This is a genomic window from Anaerococcus kampingae, assembly GCF_046365475.1.
In the GTDB taxonomy this organism is placed as follows: domain Bacteria; phylum Bacillota; class Clostridia; order Tissierellales; family Peptoniphilaceae; genus Anaerococcus; species Anaerococcus kampingae.
Genome location: NZ_JBGMEF010000013.1, coordinates 60,600 through 81,074, shown reverse-complemented (window position 1 = coordinate 81,074; position 20,475 = coordinate 60,600). Strand labels below are relative to the sequence as shown.

Sequence of the window (20,475 nt, the reverse complement as noted above, 5' to 3'; positions counted from 1 at the left end):
ATCTCTTTTTCTCCTGTAAAACTATTGTATCTTGATACTTTAAGGAGTTTCAATCATTCGATCTGCTAACCATTATTTTTTGAATCTAAACTTAATAAAATAGCATTAATGGCGACGATGACTGTTGACACAGACATTAGGATTGCTCCTAATGCAGGGCTTAATGTGATACCAATAGGAGCCAGAATTCCTGCAGCTAGAGGGATAGCTATAAAGTTATAACCGGCTCCCCAAAAGAGGTTTTGTTTCATTTTACGAGTTGTTTTGTGTGCTAATTCAATGAACGATTCAATATCTCCTGGATCAGATTGAGTCAAGATGACATCAGCTGAATCCAATGCCACTTGGGTTCCAGCACCTACAGCTATACCAACATCTGCTAAGGCAAGAGAAGGAGCATCATTGACACCGTCACCTACCATGATAACTTTTTTTCCTTCATCTTTAAGTGTTTTTACTAACTCATATTTGTCTTGTGGAGATTGATTTGATCTATATTCAATCTCTAGATTTTCTGCCGCGCCTTGAGCTGCTTTTTCATTATCACCTGTTGCCATAATTGGCTCTATATTGTTCTTTTTAAGAGCTTCTATTAACTCTTTACTGGTTGCTTTTAATTCATCCCCCAAAGCTACAGCACCAATGGCATCATCGTTTTCTACTAAGACACTGAGGGTTGCTCCTTTTGGAATATCCATATCTAGATTACGTCCGTATGCTTTCTGACTGATTAATTGGTATTGGTGCCCATTGGCTTTACCTTCTACGCCAGCACCGGAAATTACATCAATGGAATCAAAGGATACTGGACTTATACCTTCTTGGTCGGCGAAGCTTATAATTGATTGAGCAATAGGGTGACTAGACCCTCCTTCAATACCTGCCAATAGTGAAATGATTTCCTCTTTTGTATATTTTTCATTAAGAAGTTTTACATCTAATACTTTAAACTCACCTGTTGTTAAAGTACCTGTCTTATCTAAAATCATCACATCTGCATCTTGAGCTATTTCTAAAGATTCTCGGTCTTTTACTAGTAAGCCTCGACTTGCCCCTAAGCTTGTGCTACGAGCGGTGACCAATGGAATAGCTAGACCCAAAGCGTGAGGACAAGCTATAACTAATGTTGTGATAGCAAATTTTACTGCCGTTGGGATGTCCGCTATAAGCATCCATACTACAAAAGCTATTAGTGCGACAATGACCGCAATATAGAAGAGCCACCCTGCAACCTTTTGAGCAATATTTTCTGCTCTGGAAGGCTGACTTTGAGCTTGGCTGATTAAATTCTGAACTTGAGAGATGAAGGATTGATCGCCTGTCTCATTCACTTTAATATAAAGAACCCCTTCTCCATTTGTTGAGCCTCCGATTACTTCATCGCCAGGACCTTTTTTAATTGATTTAGATTCTCCAGTCAAAAGAGCTTCATTTAGACGTGATTCTCCACGCTCGATAGTTCCATCTGCTGGCACATTTTCTCCAGCTTGAACTCGAATTAAATCACCTACCTTTAAGTCAGCAACTGGACGTATTTCAATTGAATCGTCTTCTAACACAACGTGAGCATCTTTCGGCACTAACTTAGCCAATTCTGCTTGTGCGTCTCCTGCTTCTCCAATAGCTTTCATCTCAATCCAGTGACCTAATAACATGATTAATAGTAATGAAGCAAATTCAAAGAAAAAATCCATAATTTGTTCACCTGTTACGTAGCTTGCTATTACAGTATAAACACTATATAAATATGAAACACTTAAACCTAAAGAAACGAGAGCCATCATTCCAGGTTCTTTTTGTTTAAATTCGTCAACTGCCCCTTGATAGAATGGACGTCCACCATAAATAATTAATATAGTAGATAAAATAGCTACTACAATATCAGAATATGGAAAAGTAAACTGGAATGGTAGGTCAAACCCAGCCATAGGGGATAAGAGCATAATAATGATTCCTAGTGGCAATGACTTTAAGAAAAGTTCCTTAAAGTTACCGTGATGATGGTGGTCATGCCCACTATGCCCACTGTGGTCATGACCAGCATGATGGTCGTGATGTTGATTTTTATGGTCTCCATGTTCATCTGTGATTCCCTGCTCATGTTTTGAATGATCCATGTCGCCATGATTATGGTGACTGTGGGATGAATGTTTGTTGTTATTGTTCATTTTAAATTCCTCCTTATGCCTAATGATGATGTAAATGACACTCGCATTGTCCTTCTGGGCAATTGCAATCCACTTCTTCTACTGCGAAAGATTTTTTCATCTCTAATATTTTTTCTAGTCTATCTATATCATCGAAGCTTAAAACATGATCTTCAATGATGCTTCCTATTACATTTCCGACTTTCTTATTGCAAATACGGTTAAAAATATCTTCTGCATAATCCCTTACGGCTTCTTTCTCTTCAATATTGGCAGTGTAAATAAACTTTCTACCTTCTTGCTCTGTATTTAGTACGCCTTTTTCAACTAATCGACCTAAGATCGTTTTGATAGTGGACTGTGTCCAGTCCATTTTTTCTTGCAATACGGATATAACTTTTTTACTAGTTACTCGATCATTTGCCCAAACCACACGCATAACTTCCCATTCAGCATCTGTGATATGAGTATTGTATACTATTACACCCATTGTCTTTCCCTCCTTATCGTTTACGAGTGTAGACTTAATACTTAATATAAGTTTACTCTTGTAAACTTATATTGTCAAGTATTTTTAATAAATGTAAGCAACGCTTATAGCTTTTTATCTCTCCACTTCTATCCAATAATAATTTTCATAGTTTTTCCTATACTGAACAAGGTCAGAAAATTGCTCTTTATTCAAAGAATACTCTTGCATAAAGGCTCATTGAATTAGGGATTTTAGAAAACTGATTTAGAGAGTCTTTTAGGTGGCAAGTAGAAGGGGCTGTTGCAAAACTATGAATAACTATCGTCCCATCGCTAGAGGGTTCTTGTGAGAAATTTTTGGCCTAGCCTGCCGGCTCGTGGAGGCAAAATTTTTCACAAGGTTCCTCTAGCGATTTGGGACGATTTATTCATTCTGCAACAGCCCCTTTTTGCGGGTCTGTAAATAATTTTGTGTATCAACCTAAATCCTGATATAAGGGTAAGGGTTGATAATTGGGATAAGATTTAATCCCAGCCTCGTATTCTATATGTCCATATGATGATCTAACTGTTTTTTTACTAGTACCATTTCTTGTATTTAATGATAGTGATTTTTCTCCATATTCATAGTGTAAATGCTAATCTAATTCTGCTTTCAAAAGTTCTTCCATTGTATCGCCTAGAAGGTCTTTTAGAGCTTCTTGAATATCTTGTACGCTTTGAGGCTGATATTCTTCAATTAACATTTTTGCTTCTTTTTGTTTCTGGTCTTTTTTGGGCATAAAAATTCCTCCTGATTAGTTTTTACTTACCCTAATCAGGAGGTTTCTATACACAAAATTTTACACAGTCTCCACCATGGTCATTTTTTTCTTTATTTATATTCTCTTTTGTTCATTGAACAACAATCTAATCTTTCATTTCCAAAAGATTTTTTATTTTCTTCTGCTAGATTTTTCAAGAATTTTTTCCATCTATTTTTTATTGATTCAAAGATTTTCATATTTTACCTCCTCGGGTAATTATTTGTAAATTTTCTACAATAATGTTTATACCAGAAAAAAATTATTTTTTCAATTTTTTATCTCTCCACTTCCTTCCCATAATAATTTTCATAGTTTTTCCTATACTGAACAAGGTCGTAAAATTGTTCTTTATTTAAAGAATACTCTTGCATAAGTGTGTTCTTTTTTTCATATTTCCATTCCAATTTCGTGAGCTTTTATAGGATCAACCTCTCCTGGTAGAAAGGATTGAATCAAGTGTGTAGCCAAAACTGCACCTTTAGTATCATTATCTTCTCATGTTTTCAAAAATTGAATATGTGCAGTAGCTGGGTGACATTTAAATGAAGATACTAAAATTTTTCCATCAGTTTTTTCACTCTTAGTAATGTAATCTATTGCCAAATTTAGAGTCGATTTTATAGGATGTATTTTTGTAATTGCCATACTAATCACCAGAACTTTCTTTTGATTTATTAAGAAGCAGTGAATAAATCTGCCATATTTCTTTTGATAATTTTTCTATTTTTTCTCTCATATAATCAATATCTTTCTTGTAAATTACTCCCGTTGTATTGGTTGCATTTGAAAGTATTCATTGGAGATCTCTAAATAAATTAATCCTCGTAATATACACTCAAAAAGACCGTAGATTGAAACTACGGTCTAACTTTTTATCCTCATGTAAAGTACTTGGAACTATTATTCAATTTATTCTTTTTTACTTACAATACCATTTTAGTCCCAGTACCGGACAATAAAGGTAAAAGCAATCTATTAATTTTAAAGAAACTTATCTTCCTTATGGAATCCTTAACTTTGTATTTTATACTAAGTTTATAAAATGAAGAGGAGGTTCATTTATATGGACAAATTGATATTAGAAACAAAAAATCTTACTAAAACTTTTGGTAAACAAAAAGCAGTAGATAGTATTTCTTTAAAAATAAAAGAAAATTCTATATATGGATTGCTAGGACCTAACGGAGCAGGTAAATCGACTACATTGAAGATGATTACTGGAATGATTCATAAAACATCTGGTCAAATCTTTTTTGAGGGTCATGAGTGGAGTCGTGATGATTTGTCGGATATTGGTGCCTTGATAGAAATGCCTGCCTTGTATGAGAACTTATCAGCTAGGGAAAATTTAAAAGTAAGGACACTCCTACTAGGGTTACCAGATTCTAGGATTGATGAAATTTTGGAAATAGTAAGTTTAAAAGATACTGGTAAAAAGAAAAGTGGTCAATTTTCTGTAGGGATGAAACAAAGGCTAGGTATCGCCATTGCCTTATTAAACAATCCTAAGCTTTTGATTTTAGATGAACCAACAAACGGACTTGATCCTCTAGGAATTCAAGAATTACGTAATTTAATAAGATCTTTCCCAGAAAAAGGAATAACCGTTATTTTGTCTAGTCATATTTTAGCAGAAGTTGAACAAACTGCTGAGCATATTGGGATTATTAATAATGGAAAATTGCAATATCAAAACATTATTAATCATGATGACAATTTAGAAGAACTTTTTATGAATGTTATAAAAAGTGGAATGGGAGTGTAAAAAATGATATCTTATATTCTTGCAGAAAATTTAAAACATAAGGGCACTTTCTTGAAAAAGTTATTAGTTATTATGCCAATATCTTTAATCTTGTTGTCACTCTTTCTTATGCCAAGTTATTTCACTGCTAATTCCTATAACTGGTGGTATGTCATAATAATGCCAGCAACTTTTGCCTTAATACCAGCAATGATGGATAGAAAAGAAAGTAGAAAATTAAACTACAGAGCAGTTTTTCCTCTAAATATTAATCTCAAAAAGTTATGGGTTTCAAAAATAATTACAGCATTTGTTTATATGAGTATTGCTGCTATAATTCATATGCTAGGAGTGTATATTTTTCAATTTTTAATTGGTGGGCAATTAACACCAAACTATGGATTTTCCACATTACTATTTGCAAGTTTCTTACTAATAATAACTAATATTTGGCAAGTCCCTCTATGTTTTTTCTTGGCAAAAAAATTTGGCTTTATAGCAAGCATTACAATAAATGCAGTATTAGGTTTAGGATCAGGAATATTGTTGTCTGACGGTGCTTTTTGGATTTATTGCCCATATTCTTGGGGAATTAGGTTAATGGTTCCTGTTATGCATATTCTACCAAGTGGTATTTTAATAGAAGCATCAAATCCAATGATATCAAACACATCGTTACTTATTCCTTGTATTTTATCTATATGTCTATTTACCTTACTAACAATGATAAGTGCAAAATGGTTTTCAAAACAAGAGGTAAAGTAATGATAAATATAATAAAATCAGAAATATACAAAATTAAAGGCACCTGGCTCCCTTGGATTCACATAGTCTTACCTATAGCCTATTCTTTACTATTTTATGTGGCATTAAAAACCACAGGATTAAAAAATTTTGAAGAAAGCGATATAATACAAACTTATTTTGTACTTTTAGGAGCGGTAATACCAATAATATTAAGTTTGATAAGTTCAAAAGTAGTTGATATGGAAATGGGTGCTGGAAATTTTCAAACGCTTTTATCTACTACAAAATCTAGAACTAAGGCTTATCTAGGAAAACTCCTTGTACTAGAATTGGGATTTGTTATTTCTCTTACTTTAGCTATTATAATTTTTGCAGTACTAACTGGCTATCAAAATACCTTAGATTGGCTTATTGAATTTTCCCTAATTGTTATTAGCAGCCTTTCTCTATACATGATTCATCTTTGGGTATCAATCGTATTAAGTAGTGGTGTATCTATTGGATTAGGTTTTCTAGAAACATTGGTTGCTTTACTTTCAATGACTGTCATCGGTGATAGTATTTGGTATTTTATTCCTTGTACGTGGTCATCTAGACTTCCAGCTATGTATATTATTATGCGCAAAGTTTCGGATCCTTCCTATTTTTATAAGGAGTTGAGAATTTGGAGCTTTGTAGCCTTGTTTGTTATCTTAATCCTATTTATTTCCTCAATAATTTGGTTTAATAAGTGGGATGGGAAATCTGTTAGTGAATAAAAGTTTTTAATTTAAAATTAGGAGGTGATAAAATGTCTTTAATTCTTGCAGTTGATGACGAACTAGATATGCTTGATCTAATAAAAAACATTTTAAAAAAGAACAACCATAAGGTCGATGTATATCAAAACCCTTTAGACGTTGATAATAGTAAACTTAGTAAATATGATTTGATTCTACTTGATGTGATGATGCCAGGTATTGACGGAATTAGTTTCTGTAAGGATATTCGAGCTAAAGTAGACTGCCCTATTCTTTTTTTAACAGCGAAAACTATGGAAGAAGATATAGTTGAAGGCTTATTAATTGGAGGAGATGATTACATCACAAAACCATTCGGTGCAGCGGAACTCCTAGCTCGTATTGAAGCCCATTTAAGACGAGAAAAAAGAGAACGACACACTAGTTTAAATCTTGGTGAAATTCGATTTGATTTATCTTCAAATGAAGTTTTTGTAGGAGATGAAAAAGTTCATTTAACAAAATCCGAGTATCAAATTTCAGAATTACTAGCAAAAAGAAAAGGACAAGTATTTTCAAGAGACCAAATATATGAGCTTATCTTTGGATTTGATGGTATAGGAGATGCATCTGCAATATCGGAACATATAAAAAATATTAGGGCAAAATTTCAAAAATATGATAAAAATCCAATTGAAACAGTATGGGGGATCGGATATAAATGGAATTAAAATCAAAAGGTCAATTTCTTAAAAATATACTTTTTAAATATTTGTTAAGTATTGCACTAGGACTAGCAATCTCCGTTTTATTAATCCTAGCTTTTATATCAGCTTCTTATCAATTTAAGTGGATATTTCCTGCGAACTATACTGAGAATTTAATTCTTGAAAAAAGAACAGATATTGCTACTTCAAAAAATTTCGAAAAATCATTACTTCCAGATAATACATCTTATCTATTTCTATCAAAAGACGAAAAAGTTATAGAAACAAATATGAATAAGAATATCCAAGATATAGCCTTTAACTACCATAAGGGCTCTGGTAATTCTAATTCCAACTTATCTTTTATGGAAATACAAAGATCAGATGGATATGTACTAGTAGCTTATAAGCTAAAACCTTATTATAGAAACCCTTGGATGCAAAAGCATCTACCACAAATAAATATTTTATTACTAATCTTACTGATAATATTTTGTTTTATTAGTATTATTACTATCACATTAATTTGGGCAAAGAAAATATCAAAAGAATTAAATCCTTTGCTAGAAGCTTCGGAAGAAATCAGGAAACAAAACTTAGATTTTCAAGTTAAAAAGTCAAATGTTCAGGAATTTAACGTAATATTAGAAAGTTTAGAAAAAATAAAGTTAGGGTTAAGTGAATCTTTAATAACAAATTGGAGAGAGGAAGAGAAAAAAAGAAATCAGATTTCAGCATTAAGCCATGATATAAAAACTCCAGTTTCAATTATAAAGGGAAACTCAGAATTATTAGGAGAAACAAACCTAACAGAAGAACAGCAAACATATCTAAATTATATTAGAAAAAACACAAGCCGTATTGATAAATATATCCAAACTTTAATACTTGTTAATAAATCTGATCAAGCAAATGAATTGAATTTTCTTGAAATTAAGACAGAAAAATTTGTCGAAAACATTGAAAAACTAGCTAAAGAATTTACAACAACTTATAAGTTAAATTTTTTAGAAGATATTAGCTATAAGAATGATTTTTTAATAGTAGATTTAAAAAATTTTGAACGAGCCTTTCTAAATATTCTTAGTAATGCAGAAGAAAACAGTCCTAAAAACTCAACCATTAAGCTACTTATAAGTTCCAAGAATGATAATCTTCAAATATCAATACTTGATCAAGGACATGGTTTTACAGGTGAAGACCTATTATATGCAACAGATCAATTCTATCAAGGAGACAAAAGTAGGCATTCAAAAGAAAACTATGGTATAGGCTTATTTGTTGCAGAACAAATTATTAAGATGCATGGAGGAAGTCTTATTTTAGAAAATAGAACTGATGAATGTGGGGCTAAAGTCAGCATATTATTGCCAGTAAAGAATACTCAAGAATAAGGTGTTCTTTTTTCTTGCATTTATGAATTTTATGTGTGTGGAGTTTGTATATCTTTCAAAAAGCACTTTCATCAGTTTTTTCACTCTTAGTTTTATAATCTATTACTAAATTTAGAGTTGATTTTCTTGGATGTATTTTTGTAATTGTCATACTAAATACCATAACTTTCTTTTGATTTATTAAGAAGTAGGGAATGTATATCCCATATATCTTTTGCCAATTTTTCTATTTTTTCTCTCATATATTCAATATCTTTCTTATAAATGACTCCCGTTGTATTAGTTGCTTTTGCAATCTGGTTTATATTATTTGTTGCATTTGAAAGTGACCATTGGAGATTTTTAATTAAATTAATTCTCATAATATGTAAGCAAAAAAACCGCAGCTTGAAACTACGGTCTAACTTTTTGTCCTCATATAAAGTACTTGGAACTATTATTTTAAATATTCTTTTTTACTTCCAGTACCATTTGAGTACCAGTAGCCATTTTTCATTCTCTTCGTTTGAGTGGGTCACTATCATACTTGAAAATTACTTTGTAATTGGGGGTCCCATTCAGCGACTCCACAAATCAAAACTACCAGATTAGCTGGTAGTTTGTGCAGCGCCTATAAGGCGCAAATACCGGCACTCCCCTATTGGGGCTCCGAATATTCCATCACATGCACCACTTTCCCAACTACTGCTGAAGCAGTTTTTTTATTCGTTTTTATTTACTGACTCACCCGTAAACGGGTCATAGTATTCCTTTATACTTATTTATTCTGTGTAATAATCTTCTTTTAATTGATTTTGTATATATTCTTTTATTTTCTTTTCGTTTCTGCCTGCAGTATCTACATAATATCCTCTACACCAAAAGTGTCTATTTCCATATCTATATTTCAAATTTGCATGTCTGTCGAATATCATTAACGAACTTTTTCCTTTTAAGTATCCCATTATTTGTGATACTGAACACTTTGGCGGAATTTCTACCAACATATGAACATGATCTGGACATAGCTCTGCTTCAATTATATTTATTCCTTTTCTTGAACATAGTTCTCGTAGTATACTTCCTATATCTTTTCGTAGTTGCCTATATATTACTTGTCTTCTATATTTTGGTGCAAAAACTATATGATATTTGCATCTCCAGCTTGCATGTGATAAAGTATTTTTATCCAAGTCTAACCTCCTTATTTAATTGTGCATATGACTATCACAATTATACTTTAAGGAGGTTTTATTGGTGCTTGAATCTAAAGCGAAGTCCCTCCACCTGCATAGCAGGTGGTTTTTTGTTTCGCTCTCTTTCGTTCGCTCAACTCACTTAAGTAAACAGTAAAAAGACCGTAGCCTAAGCCTACGGTCTAATTTTTCACGATAAATTATAAAATTATTTTTTATAAGATCTAAGTCCCCAAGTTCCATTACCTAATCCATCTACAGAATAAAAAAGATCTCTTTCTCCTTTAAATTGAGTACTATCAGATGAATTCCTTTCAATTTCAGCTCTAATTGCCGCTTTAACACCATTTGTCATTCTTTTTCCTGAGATACGCTCAAATTCATTATACAAGTCAGAATAGTGAGCTTTTCCACCAAGATTACTTAATGCTTGTATTATATATTCTATATAAGTCATATTATACCTCCTATGTGTTACTTTATTCCCATTCTTCTTTTCCAAACGTACGATATATCCCAAACCATTCAAAATACTAGATTCTATTTTTTCTAGTATCACTAAATCCATCTAATTATAGGACGTTTTCAGATTTTTAGTCCCGTCCCAGTCCCAGTACCGGATAAATATTGTTTTAATATAATATCTATTTTTGTCTTCTAAGCTCTTAAAAGTAAAAAATAAGTAAAAAGTCAAGATAAAGATAAAAGTCTACATTAGGGCAAATAAAAAACTTTAAAACAGACGACAAAGCTAAGTCAAATAAGAAAGAACATAGCAAAGGTGCAGAGAGATAAATATCGGCAGTTTTTGGGCTGCCTTTATTTTTTTTGCTCATTTTTTTAATCTTATATATTTAGGTCAGATATGCATATCCACTTAAACTCATACAAAAATATTGCTTGTAAAAAAAATACTTAATCACAATAATCGCATTTTAACTTGTGATCCTTGCAAGCTAAATGACGAACTTCACTAGGAAGTTTTCCCTTGTATCTTTTGTAATAAATGGAAAATTTGCTATGGGATGTATATCCAACAGATTCTGCTACTTCCTTTATAGGAAGTTTAGTATTTAACAGAAGAGTTTCAGCTACATTCATTCTTTTTCTTTGGGTGTATTCTGTAATACTTTGACCATATTTTTCTTTAAACAAATTCTTTAATTTTGTTCCGCTCATTTTAGATATTTTTTCAAGGGTTTCCTGATTTACAGTCATGGCAAAATGATCATCTAAAAACCTGGATACATCTTCAAGTGCTTTATTATCGTCAGACTCAATTTTATATTTTTTTCTATTTAAGTAGGTATCGATTACTATACTTATCCACTCATTTGCCTTGGCTTTAAAGAAAAAATCAGCGGCAGGAGCGTCCATCTTACAATTTAATATTTCCATTGCTACTTTTTCTAATGACTTTGTAAGTATTATTTGATTTGTTTGAAGTAAAGCCCTATAAAAGGATTCAAGATCGATATTAATGGATGACAGGTGCTTTTCTAAAAGTTCTCTTTTAAATCCAACAGAAACAGTGAGATAGTAACTATTCTCGTGTAATAAAAATAGAAAGTCATCTTCTATATTGTCAAAATCAAGAGTATATAAGGAGTTTGGCGTCAAAGTTTGATAAGGGTTAAATTTTTCGCCGTTTGCACTTACAATATAGCTAGAGCATATCGAAACATAGTTTTCCATACTATAAGTACTATTTTGAATAACTTCTTCTTTGATATAAAAATCGTGGATATCAATAATAAATCCATTTCCTTCATAAAACCAATATAGGCCTTCTGCATTAATTGAATCATCTTTACTCCAACAAAATGTATGCCCTGCACTTGAATATTTCTTATTATTTTTACATTCATCTACGTTCATATATTCTTTTACAAAATCATAATATGTCATAATACACTATCCCTTTTAGACAATATTCCAATTAGCCTTATTAATTCAAAACTATTGTATTAGTAATTATAACTGATGTATAATAAAAATGCAATGATAATTATTATCGTTCAGGCGAATTTGAATCTAATAGGAATATTAAAGGAGGAAAATATGAAAATTTATAAAAGGCTTTTTTCCTATGTGCCTGAAGAAAAACATAATGGATATATAGCAGTTTTTTTATCAGCACTATCTGCATTTCTAATGGTGTACGGATATTCGTTACTGTATAAACTTTTAAGAAGTTCAATTGTTGAAGGAGATTTATTAGTAGCTAGGACTTTGTCCATTCAAGCTGTCTTATATTTGACGATAGGGGCACTAGTTTACTTTTTGTCAAACTTTTTTTCTCATAAACTTGGATTTCGCTTAGAAACTAATTTAAGAAAAAAAGGTATAGATGGACTTACAGGAGCAAGTTTTCGCTTTTATGATTTAAACCCATCTGGAATTATAAGAAAAACTATTGATGATAATGCAGCTAAAACTCATACGGCAGTAGCACATATGATACCAGATAACTCTCAAGCTTTTTTAATTCCAGTATTATCTTTAATACTTGCCTTTTCTATTAGTAGCAGAGTGGGATTAGTTATTCTTATACTAACAATAGTAGGGGCTCTTATTTTAAAGAACATGATGGGTGGAGGAGAGTTCATGGAATACTACCAAAAATCCTTAGAAATTTTAAGTGGTGAAACAGTTGAATATGTCAGAGGCATGCAAGTTGTTAAAATATTCGGAGCTACTGTAGAGTCTTTTAAAACTCTTTATAAGGCGATTAAGGATTATTCTAAGTATGCTCTTGATTACTCAATTAGTTCTAAAAAACCTTATGTTCTATATCAATGGATATTTTTTGGAATTATTGCAATTTTGTCTATCCCTTTAGTTTTTACCATAAATAAAGTTAATAATGCTAATTTGCTTATTGTTGAACTATTCATGATTTTGTTTTTAAGTGGAGTAATGATGGTTTCATTTATGAAAATTATGTGGGCTAGTATGAACATCTTTAACGCTAGGTATGCTGTAGATACTTTAGAAGACTTATATAAAAAAATGAATGAAGATAAATTAAATTATGGAGAGATTGGTGATTTCAAAAACTATAATATAGAGTTTGAAAAAGTGAATTTTTCTTATAATGAAAACAAAGTACTAGAAAATTTATCTTTTAAATTAGAAGAAGGAAAAAAATATGCTTTGGTGGGTCATTCAGGATCAGGTAAATCGACTATTGTAAAGCTATTATCTGGTTTTTACAAAGTAGATAGTGGCAGTATAAAGATTGGAGAGAGACCCTTAGAATCTTATAGTAAGGATGCTCTAATAAACACAATTTCTTTTGTTTTTCAGGATAGCAAACTTTTTAAGACATCTATTTACGAAAATGTTGCTCTTGCTAATAGAAAGGCAAGTAGAGAAGAAGTTATGAAGGCTATGGAACTTGCCGGTTGTAATGTTATTTTAAATAAGTTTCCTGAAAGGGAGAATACCATGATTGGCTCAAAAGGAGTCTATTTATCAGGAGGAGAAAAACAGAGAATTGCTATTGCGAGAGCCATGCTCAAGAAATCTAAAATTGTAATTATGGATGAAGCTAGTGCTTCTATTGATCCAGACAATGAGTATGAGCTTCAAAAGGCCTTTAAAAACCTTATGAAAGATAAAACAGTTATTATGATTGCCCATAGGATGAGTAGTATTCGTTCTGTTGATGAAATTTTAGTTTTAGAGAATGGAGAAATAATTGAAAGAGGCAGTGATCAAGAACTTATTTCAAAAGGTGGAAAATATAAGGAATTATTAGAGCTTTATGACAGTGCAAATCAATGGAGGGTTAAAGATGAGGAAATTTTATAAAAATCGCTTTTGTCTGACTGATAAAGGGGCTAAAGATCTCACTAAATCTACTATATCAAGTTTCTTGGTCTACTGTATTAATATGGTTCCTGCCTTTATTTTAATGATGTTAACAGATGAGCTTATTTTGAAAAATGTTAAAAGCCCTTATTTATATTTTGGTGTTTCTGTTGTTACATTAGTATTAATGTATGTTTTGTTAGCCAAAGAATATGATGATCTTTATACTACAACTTATGAAGAGAGTGCTAATTTAAGAATAGATATTGCAGAAACTCTATCAAAACTTCCCCTATCCTACTTTTCAAAACATAATTTATCAGATATATCTCAAACGATTATGGCAGATGTGGAAAAAGTAGAACACGCTATGAGTCATTCAATTCCTAAAGTAGGAGGAATGGTTTTATTTTTCCCACTAATTGGAATTATGTTAATGATAGGTAATTTTAAGATGGGGCTTGCAGTAATGATCCCAACTATTTTAAGTTTTATACTAATACCTATTGCTAAAAAGTCGCAGGTAAAAGGAAACAAGAAATATCACAAGGTACTTAGAGAAAACTCAGAAAAATTCCAAGAAACCATTGAACTTCAACAAGAAATAAATAGTTTTAACTTATCCGATGAAGTGAGGTCTTCGTTATATATGCAGATGGATGAAAGTGAAAAAATACATCTTAAAGTTGAACAAGGCTCTCTTTTTGTAATGGGTTTATCCTCTGCTCTTGGCTTTGTAAGTATTGCAGTAGTTAGTTTTGTTGGGATTAGCCTTATTCTATCTGGGGAGATTGACATTTTATATCTCTTAGGTTATTTAATGGCTGCCATAAAGATAAAAGATATTTTCGATTTATCAAAAGAAGGATTATTAGAAGTGTTCTATATAGATCCAAGTGTTGAAAGGATTAGGGAGATTAAGGAAACAAAAATTCAAGAGGGTAAAGATGTAGAACTGAATATGTTTGATATAGTCTTCAAAAATGTAGCTTTTTCTTATGATGATAATCAGGTTTTAAAGGACATTAGCTTTACTGCGAAACAGGGAGAGGTAACGGCTTTAGTTGGAGCTTCCGGCTCTGGAAAGACAAGTATATTAAGATTAATATCAAGATTATATGATTATGATAAAGGTCAAATCTTAATAGATGGAAAGGATATAAAAAACATTTCCACAGATTCTTTATTTAAGAAAATATCTATTGTTTTTCAAGATGTTACTTTATTTAACTCATCTATATTAGAAAATATTCGTATAGGTAAAAAAGATGCCAGCGATGAAGAAGTTGTAAAGGCAGCTACCCTTGCAAATTGTATGGATTTTATTAATAAACTTCCTAATGGGTTAGATACAGTTATAGGAGAAAATGGGTCAGAGCTTTCTGGTGGTGAAAGACAAAGACTTTCTATAGCTAGAGCCTTTCTGAAGGACGCACCAATACTTATATTAGATGAAATATCAGCAAGTTTAGATGTGGACAATGAAAAGAAAATCCAAGAGTCTTTAAATAATTTAATTAAAGATAAAACTGTTGTAATCATTTCACACAGAATGAAATCCATAGAAAATGCTGACAAGATAGTAGTTCTTGAAAACGGAAGAGTAGAAAGCGAAGGTAAGCATGAAGAGCTTTTACAAAAATCAAAAGTTTACAAGAATTTAATAGAAAAAACAAAAATGGCAGAAGAATTTATTTATTAGGAGGATTAGAATGAATAATAAAAAGTTAAAAGGAAAAGATGTTATTACGATAGGTATATTTACTGCAATATATTTTGCAATCAATTTTGGGTTTATGCTTTTAGGCGGTCTTCATCCATTAATGTGGATACTTATGCCTGGCTTTATAGCCTTAGTTGGTTCTATACCATATATGATTATGGTTCAAAAAGTAAAAAAAACAGGAGCAGTCATAATAATGGGAGCTATTGTTGCTATAATATACTACTTAACTGGTCAATTTAGTTTAATAATAATTGCATCATTAGCAATTGCCAGTATTTTGGCAGAAGTGATAAGATACCTATCAAAGTATGACAGTTATAAATGGAATTCACTTTCATATGCTTTCTTTTCATTAGGTATGGTAGGGTCTCCAGCACAAATATGGATTCTAAAAGATGAATTCATATCAAAAATTCTTAAAATGGGGATGCCAGTAGATTATGTTAATATATTAAAAACTTTTATTAACACACCGATGTTAATTGTATTAATTGTAACACCATTTGTTTTTGGATTATTATCTTGTGGGATTTTAAAATCATTTCTATATAAAAATTTTGAGGCGAGAAATTAAAATGTTCAAGCGATTAAAATTAGATCCTAGAACCTCAATAATATTGCTTTTATTAGTAAATATATTTTTCTTTAAAAGTAGATCGTTGGCAAGTGAATTAATTTTAATGAGCTATTTGTTGATTATTTTGACAGTTTGCGGAAATTTTAAACCGGGATTAAAAGTATATTTAACTTTTATTACTTTTTTAATAATAAATTATTTAGTTTTTCCCTATTCACCTAAGTGGATTGTAACGACATTTATTGTACCTGTTTCTTATGCAAGGAAGATTTTTCCTTGCATAATGGCAGGAACATTGTTATACAAAACGGTGACCGTAAGAGGAATTGCAGGAGTTTTTAGAAAATTTAAATTCTCAGAAAATTTTATTTTAGCATTTATGATAACTTATAGATATTTTCCCACATTAAGACAAGATATACATTGTGTTAGAGAATCAATGAAGATTAGGGGGATTAGTATGATTAAAAACATGGATATATTTGTTGTACCTATAATAAATTCTGCAATTGATATGTCTGAAGAGTTATCTAAGGCAGCTGTAACACGAGGAGTCGAGAATCCAGGTAGAAAAACAACTATAATTGATTTTAAATTCACTGTTTATGATGTATTAGTTATTTTATTTGTTGTTTTAATTATGGTTATATTTTAGGTGAGTTAGAATGGGTTATGTAAATATAAATGATGTATCTTGTACCTCTAAAACGGGATATAAAATATTAAAAGATATCAACTTAAATGTTGAAAAAGGCGAATGTATACTACTTATGGGGCTAAGTGGTTCAGGCAAAACGTCATTGACTAAATTAATAAATGGAATTATACCACATTTTGAAGAAGAAACTGACTTTGTTGGAGAAGTTTTAATAGAGGGAGAATCTACTAGAAATATATCGCAATATAAAATTTCAGAAAAAGTTGGTTCAATATTTCAAAATCCAAAATCTCAATTTTTTAATTCTGATGTTGAGGGAGAAATTGTATTCGGTCTTGAAAATATGGGAATTGATCCAGAGTTAATAAAAAAAAGCTTTAAAAAAACTATCAATAATTTAAATATAGATAGATTATTAGGTAAAAATGTCATCTCATTGTCGAGTGGGGAAAAACAAATTTTAGCTTTTGCATCTATTTTTGCATTAAACACAGATATTGTCGTATTGGACGAACCATCTTCAAATCTTGATATGGATACAATTGAAACGATAAAAAATAATATTGAAATATTTAAAAAAGAAGGGAAGACAATTATAGTTGCAGAACATCGACTATATTATTTAAAAGACATAATTGATAAAGCATATTATATAGATAAAGGCATAATTAAGGATTGTTTCACACAAGAAGAGATAAAATCATTTAACTCGAAAAAAGAAAATAATCTCAAAATCAGAACTTTATCTACTCCGAAGTTGGAAGTTCTTGAAAAAGAATTTAATAAAAATAATGAGTATTTATGTGAAGATTTATCGTATACAATAAATGGAAATCTCATATTTAAAGATATTAATATTTCTTTGAATAGAGGAGAAGTTTTAGGAATAATAGGAAAAAATGGTATAGGAAAAACTAGTCTGTTAAAGTGCATTTCAGGACTTATGAAGAAAAATACAGGAAGTGTTTTTTTTAACAATAAACTTTTAAATAATAAAGATAGGTTAAAAAATACATACCTTGTAACACAGGACATTAATTCACAATTATTCACTCGAAGCGTAAAAGAAGAATGTGAATTAAATTTACATGAGGATAGATTAAATCAGGTAGATGTAGTTCTAAATAGGCTTGGATTAGATAAATATAAAGATAAGCACCCAATGTCGCTATCAGGAGGACAAAAACAAAGGTTAACAATTGCCTTAGCTCTACTTTCAAATAAAGAAATCATAATCTTTGATGAGCCTACAAGTGGTTTAGATTTCAAAAATATGATAATTGTATCAGAAGCTATAAAAGATTTGGCGAAAAAATCCAATAAAGTTGTAATTGTTGTTTCGCATGATTATGAGTTTTTAAATAATGTAGCAGATGGAATATATAAAATGGCATAAAATCAATAATTAAAATCTTAAGGGTCTGTAAATAATTTTGTGTATCAACCTAAATCCTGGTAAAAAGGTAAGGGTTGATACATTTTTTATTTATCAATGTTTATCCATTCCTCTAGAATTGGAGTTTTACTTAATTTTACACAACTTTGATAAACTATCAATTTTTCATGAAAATTTAGAGTTGATTTTATTGGATGTATTTTTGTAATTGCCATACTAATCACCAGAACTTTCTTTTGATTTATTTAGAAGTAGAGAATGGATCTGCCATATTTCTCTTGATAATTTTTCTATTTTTTCTCTCATATAGTCAATATCTTTTTTGTAAATAACACCAGTTGTATTAGCGGCTTTTGCAATCTGGTTTATGTTATTTGTTGCATTTGAAAGTAGCAATTGGAGATCTCTGAATGGTTCTAGGTCTACAATATAAATTTCTTTTTCTAATACACATTTCCTAAGAAAATGGGACATTGTTTTGAAGTTTGCAAGTTTCATTTTCTTTTCAAAAATTTCTTTTTCTTCATCTGTTAAATATATTTTTAGTTGATTATTTCTTTTTCTATTATCCATATATTTCTCCTTTTCACTTAGCTTTTGGGGTCTTAGGGTTCTCCCTAACAAGAAAAAATCATAAAATTATATAGCCTTAAAGGCTATTGATTTTTTGATTTTTTCGTAAGTGGGTACTCACTTACTGTGCTTGATACTACTAACGAGTTTTTAATCTATTTTTTAATATTTTTTCAAATAGACATTAATAAGTGTAACTGTAACTTATAAAATAAAAACTTCCAAAATTAGGCGAGCTTGTTTTAAGAGTCTGTGTCAACCCCTTATTATCAAGCCATTAATTTATGTAATCCTAATTTAAGAAGATTTATAACGATGGGTTACAGGTTACAAAGTTACATTTGTAGCTTTACTTGATTTGCAGTATCTATTTCTAATTGATTTTCTTTTTTCCATTCTTCTGGCAATAGATTCTTGTCAACTTCTATAAAGTCAGTTTCGTTTTCTGTTTTCTTTTCATAATATAGTTTTACTGGAATTGAGACTCCACTTGGTGATATTCTCTTGGTCTTTGATGACCTAACTGGAATCCATTCTTGAAAATAATTATCCATAATTTCTGAAAAGGATTTTGATTTTATTTGATAGCCTTGCATGGTTAGTTCTTTGAAACAAGTTATATTTGGATCTGCACTTTTTGGCTTATATTCTTCTAAGAAATATCTAATGTCTTCCACATCTGGGTTTAGATATTTGAATTTTTCTTGTTCCTTATACAAGTCTTTTAAAAGATTTTTTGGTATAGTCCATGCGTGAGTCTTGTTTTTAAAGATTTCATATCCAAAGGCTAGAGCCTGGTTAAAATCATCTCTTATAAGAGATATATATTCTTTATCTGAAATTTTTTCTTTATTATTTTTATCTGGAAATATAGTCTTTGCTCTTTTATTCGAGTTACATTCAACAGGTAAATATCTTCTTTCTCCAGTATGATCATTAAGAAAAGTTCTTTCGTTTAATGTCCCTATAAAGATGCAAGTTCTTGGCACATCTGTTGCATATTTTTCGTAGGGTATTCTTATCCTATCGCTTAATTTTGATAAAAAAGATTTAGCTTCATTAGCCGATTTTGCATTTCTTAAAGCAACAAATTCTTCGATTTCAACGACAGTTTTACCCATAAGGTTCATGACGGCATCCTTGCCTTGAATGTTTTCTATTGTGCAAAACCAATCGTCTGTTATGGACAGGTATCTTGCAAAAGTCGATTTGCCTATACCTTGTCCACCAACTAAAACAATCATCTCATCAAACTTAGCTCCTGGATTAAAAATTCTTTTTATCATGCCCAATATCATATGTTCCATTATCCAATTGTTAAGCTCTGTATCATCCGCTCCCAAATACTTTGGTAAAAGTTTTCTAATGGCATTTTTATCTCCATTCCATTTTAAATTTTGAAGATATTGCTTTGGCGGACTCACTTCATATTGATGAGCTACAAAACGAATAGCTTCCCACATTTTGTTTGCGTTATAATTAATTCCAAAATGTTTTTCTATCTCTAAGCCTAATCTATTGTTCAAAGAATCATCCCAAAGTCTTATTTGATTTTCCTTTATATTTCTTTCTCCGATAATTTTCCCCTGGAATTTTATTTCATTGGTAAATTTATCAAAGAATATTTGTCCCTCAATTATTTTTTGATTTTGACAATATTTGGGATTTAAAATAGCTGTTACAATATTCCCAGTAATTTGTCTAACCGTCCCCTTATCTGTAGTTTGTAAGTCTAAAAAGGCGTAAGTCTGATCTATTTCTGGGAATTTTAATTTAATATCTGTCATAAGCCTTACTCCTCTTCTTTTTACAACCATCT

The 20,475-nt window shown here is 30.8% G+C and carries 20 protein-coding genes and 3 pseudogenes; 10 read left to right on the top strand and 13 right to left on the bottom strand.

Annotated features, from left to right (window positions below):
• Positions 1–65: 65 nt before the first annotated feature.
• From ACCQ42_RS02690 to ACCQ42_RS10300, 7 genes and pseudogenes are all read right to left on the bottom strand, one after another.
• Positions 66–2,168: a heavy metal translocating P-type ATPase gene (locus ACCQ42_RS02690; RefSeq protein ID WP_410035284.1), complete on the bottom strand. Its 2,103-nt coding sequence runs from the start codon at positions 2,166–2,168 to the stop codon at positions 66–68.
• A gap of 19 nt (positions 2,169–2,187) precedes the next feature.
• Positions 2,188–2,637, bottom strand: coding sequence for a CopY/TcrY family copper transport repressor (locus ACCQ42_RS02685; protein WP_410035283.1), 450 nt, complete (start codon positions 2,635–2,637; stop codon positions 2,188–2,190).
• A gap of 114 nt (positions 2,638–2,751) precedes the next feature.
• A pseudogene (locus ACCQ42_RS02680) lies at positions 2,752–2,847 on the bottom strand (relaxase); the annotation flags it as partial.
• Between the two features lie 409 nt (positions 2,848–3,256).
• Positions 3,257–3,400 (bottom strand): hypothetical protein, encoded by a 144-nt coding sequence (locus ACCQ42_RS02675; RefSeq protein WP_005957809.1) that lies wholly within the window; start codon positions 3,398–3,400, stop codon positions 3,257–3,259.
• A 92-nt stretch (positions 3,401–3,492) separates the two neighbouring features.
• Positions 3,493–3,621 (bottom strand): LDCC motif putative metal-binding protein, encoded by a 129-nt coding sequence (locus tag ACCQ42_RS02670; protein WP_008901864.1) that lies wholly within the window; start codon positions 3,619–3,621, stop codon positions 3,493–3,495.
• Between the two features lie 193 nt (positions 3,622–3,814).
• Positions 3,815–4,069: pseudogene (locus ACCQ42_RS02665) on the bottom strand (relaxase/mobilization nuclease domain-containing protein); the annotation flags it as partial.
• 1 nt (position 4,070) lies between these two features.
• Positions 4,071–4,214: pseudogene (locus ACCQ42_RS10300) on the bottom strand (plasmid mobilization relaxosome protein MobC); the annotation flags it as partial.
• Between the two features lie 273 nt (positions 4,215–4,487).
• Between ACCQ42_RS10300 and ACCQ42_RS02660 the strand changes: the two are divergent.
• The 5 genes from ACCQ42_RS02660 to ACCQ42_RS02640 are packed head-to-tail and all read left to right on the top strand — an operon-like array spanning position 4,488 to position 8,735.
• Positions 4,488–5,189 (top strand): lantibiotic protection ABC transporter ATP-binding protein, encoded by a 702-nt coding sequence (locus ACCQ42_RS02660; RefSeq protein WP_410035282.1) that lies wholly within the window; start codon positions 4,488–4,490, stop codon positions 5,187–5,189.
• A 3-nt stretch (positions 5,190–5,192) separates the two neighbouring features.
• Positions 5,193–5,933, top strand: a complete 741-nt coding sequence (locus tag ACCQ42_RS02655; RefSeq protein ID WP_410035281.1) for a lantibiotic immunity ABC transporter MutE/EpiE family permease subunit — start codon at positions 5,193–5,195, stop codon at positions 5,931–5,933.
• The gene (locus tag ACCQ42_RS02650; protein WP_410035280.1) at positions 5,933–6,673 is read left to right on the top strand and encodes a lantibiotic immunity ABC transporter MutG family permease subunit; all 741 of its coding nucleotides are present in this window, start codon (positions 5,933–5,935) and stop codon (positions 6,671–6,673) included. The genes ACCQ42_RS02655 and ACCQ42_RS02650 overlap by 1 nt, the downstream gene beginning before the upstream one ends.
• Positions 6,674–6,705: 32 nt before the next feature.
• On the top strand, positions 6,706–7,365 hold the full coding sequence (locus tag ACCQ42_RS02645) for a response regulator transcription factor (RefSeq protein ID WP_410035279.1): 660 nt from the start codon (positions 6,706–6,708) through the stop codon (positions 7,363–7,365).
• Positions 7,356–8,735 carry a sensor histidine kinase gene (locus tag ACCQ42_RS02640; protein ID WP_410035278.1) on the top strand — a complete coding sequence of 460 codons (1,380 nt, stop codon included), beginning with the start codon at positions 7,356–7,358 and terminating at the stop codon, positions 8,733–8,735. Before ACCQ42_RS02645 ends, ACCQ42_RS02640 begins: the two co-directional genes overlap by 10 nt.
• Positions 8,736–8,887: 152 nt before the next feature.
• Here the strand turns inward: ACCQ42_RS02640 and ACCQ42_RS02635 are convergent, their stop codons facing one another.
• The 4 genes from ACCQ42_RS02635 to ACCQ42_RS02620 all read right to left on the bottom strand — a co-directional run bounded on the left by ACCQ42_RS02635 (position 8,888) and on the right by ACCQ42_RS02620 (position 11,818).
• Positions 8,888–9,097 carry a plasmid mobilization relaxosome protein MobC gene (locus ACCQ42_RS02635; protein ID WP_463049209.1) on the bottom strand — a complete coding sequence of 70 codons (210 nt, stop codon included), beginning with the start codon at positions 9,095–9,097 and terminating at the stop codon, positions 8,888–8,890.
• A 399-nt stretch (positions 9,098–9,496) separates the two neighbouring features.
• Complete coding sequence (gene tnpA, locus ACCQ42_RS02630; RefSeq protein ID WP_410035277.1) at positions 9,497–9,907, bottom strand: IS200/IS605 family transposase; 411 nt, start codon at positions 9,905–9,907, stop codon at positions 9,497–9,499.
• Positions 9,908–10,118: 211 nt separating this feature from the next.
• On the bottom strand, positions 10,119–10,478 hold the full coding sequence (locus ACCQ42_RS02625) for a hypothetical protein (RefSeq protein WP_410035276.1): 360 nt from the start codon (positions 10,476–10,478) through the stop codon (positions 10,119–10,121).
• A 347-nt stretch (positions 10,479–10,825) separates the two neighbouring features.
• On the bottom strand, positions 10,826–11,818 hold the full coding sequence (locus ACCQ42_RS02620) for a helix-turn-helix domain-containing protein (RefSeq protein ID WP_265237789.1): 993 nt from the start codon (positions 11,816–11,818) through the stop codon (positions 10,826–10,828).
• Between the two features lie 153 nt (positions 11,819–11,971).
• Here ACCQ42_RS02620 and ACCQ42_RS02615 point away from each other — a divergent pair, with 153 nt between their 5' ends.
• Genes ACCQ42_RS02615 through ACCQ42_RS02595 form a run of 5 tightly spaced genes read left to right on the top strand, consistent with a single transcriptional unit; the run spans position 11,972 to position 18,083 of the window.
• Positions 11,972–13,726, top strand: a complete 1,755-nt coding sequence (locus ACCQ42_RS02615; RefSeq protein WP_010815635.1) for an ABC transporter ATP-binding protein — start codon at positions 11,972–11,974, stop codon at positions 13,724–13,726.
• Positions 13,710–15,428: an ABC transporter ATP-binding protein gene (locus tag ACCQ42_RS02610; protein WP_010815636.1), complete on the top strand. Its 1,719-nt coding sequence runs from the start codon at positions 13,710–13,712 to the stop codon at positions 15,426–15,428. Before ACCQ42_RS02615 ends, ACCQ42_RS02610 begins: the two co-directional genes overlap by 17 nt.
• A 10-nt stretch (positions 15,429–15,438) precedes the next feature.
• Entirely contained in the window at positions 15,439–16,026 is a 588-nt protein-coding gene (locus tag ACCQ42_RS02605; protein ID WP_010815637.1) for an MptD family putative ECF transporter S component, read from the top strand.
• 1 nt (position 16,027) lies between these two features.
• On the top strand, positions 16,028–16,684 hold the full coding sequence (locus ACCQ42_RS02600) for an energy-coupling factor transporter transmembrane component T (RefSeq protein WP_010815638.1): 657 nt from the start codon (positions 16,028–16,030) through the stop codon (positions 16,682–16,684).
• Between the two features lie 10 nt (positions 16,685–16,694).
• Complete coding sequence (locus ACCQ42_RS02595) at positions 16,695–18,083, top strand: ABC transporter ATP-binding protein (protein ID WP_265237795.1); 1,389 nt, start codon at positions 16,695–16,697, stop codon at positions 18,081–18,083.
• Positions 18,084–18,299: 216 nt separating this feature from the next.
• Here the strand turns inward: ACCQ42_RS02595 and ACCQ42_RS02590 are convergent, their stop codons facing one another.
• A complete protein-coding gene (locus ACCQ42_RS02590; RefSeq protein WP_410035275.1) occupies positions 18,300–18,656 on the bottom strand; it encodes a plasmid mobilization protein in 357 nt (118 codons plus the stop codon).
• Between the two features lie 335 nt (positions 18,657–18,991).
• Positions 18,992–20,473: a VapE domain-containing protein gene (locus tag ACCQ42_RS02585; protein WP_410035274.1), complete on the bottom strand. Its 1,482-nt coding sequence runs from the start codon at positions 20,471–20,473 to the stop codon at positions 18,992–18,994.
• Positions 20,474–20,475: the final 2 nt, after the last annotated feature.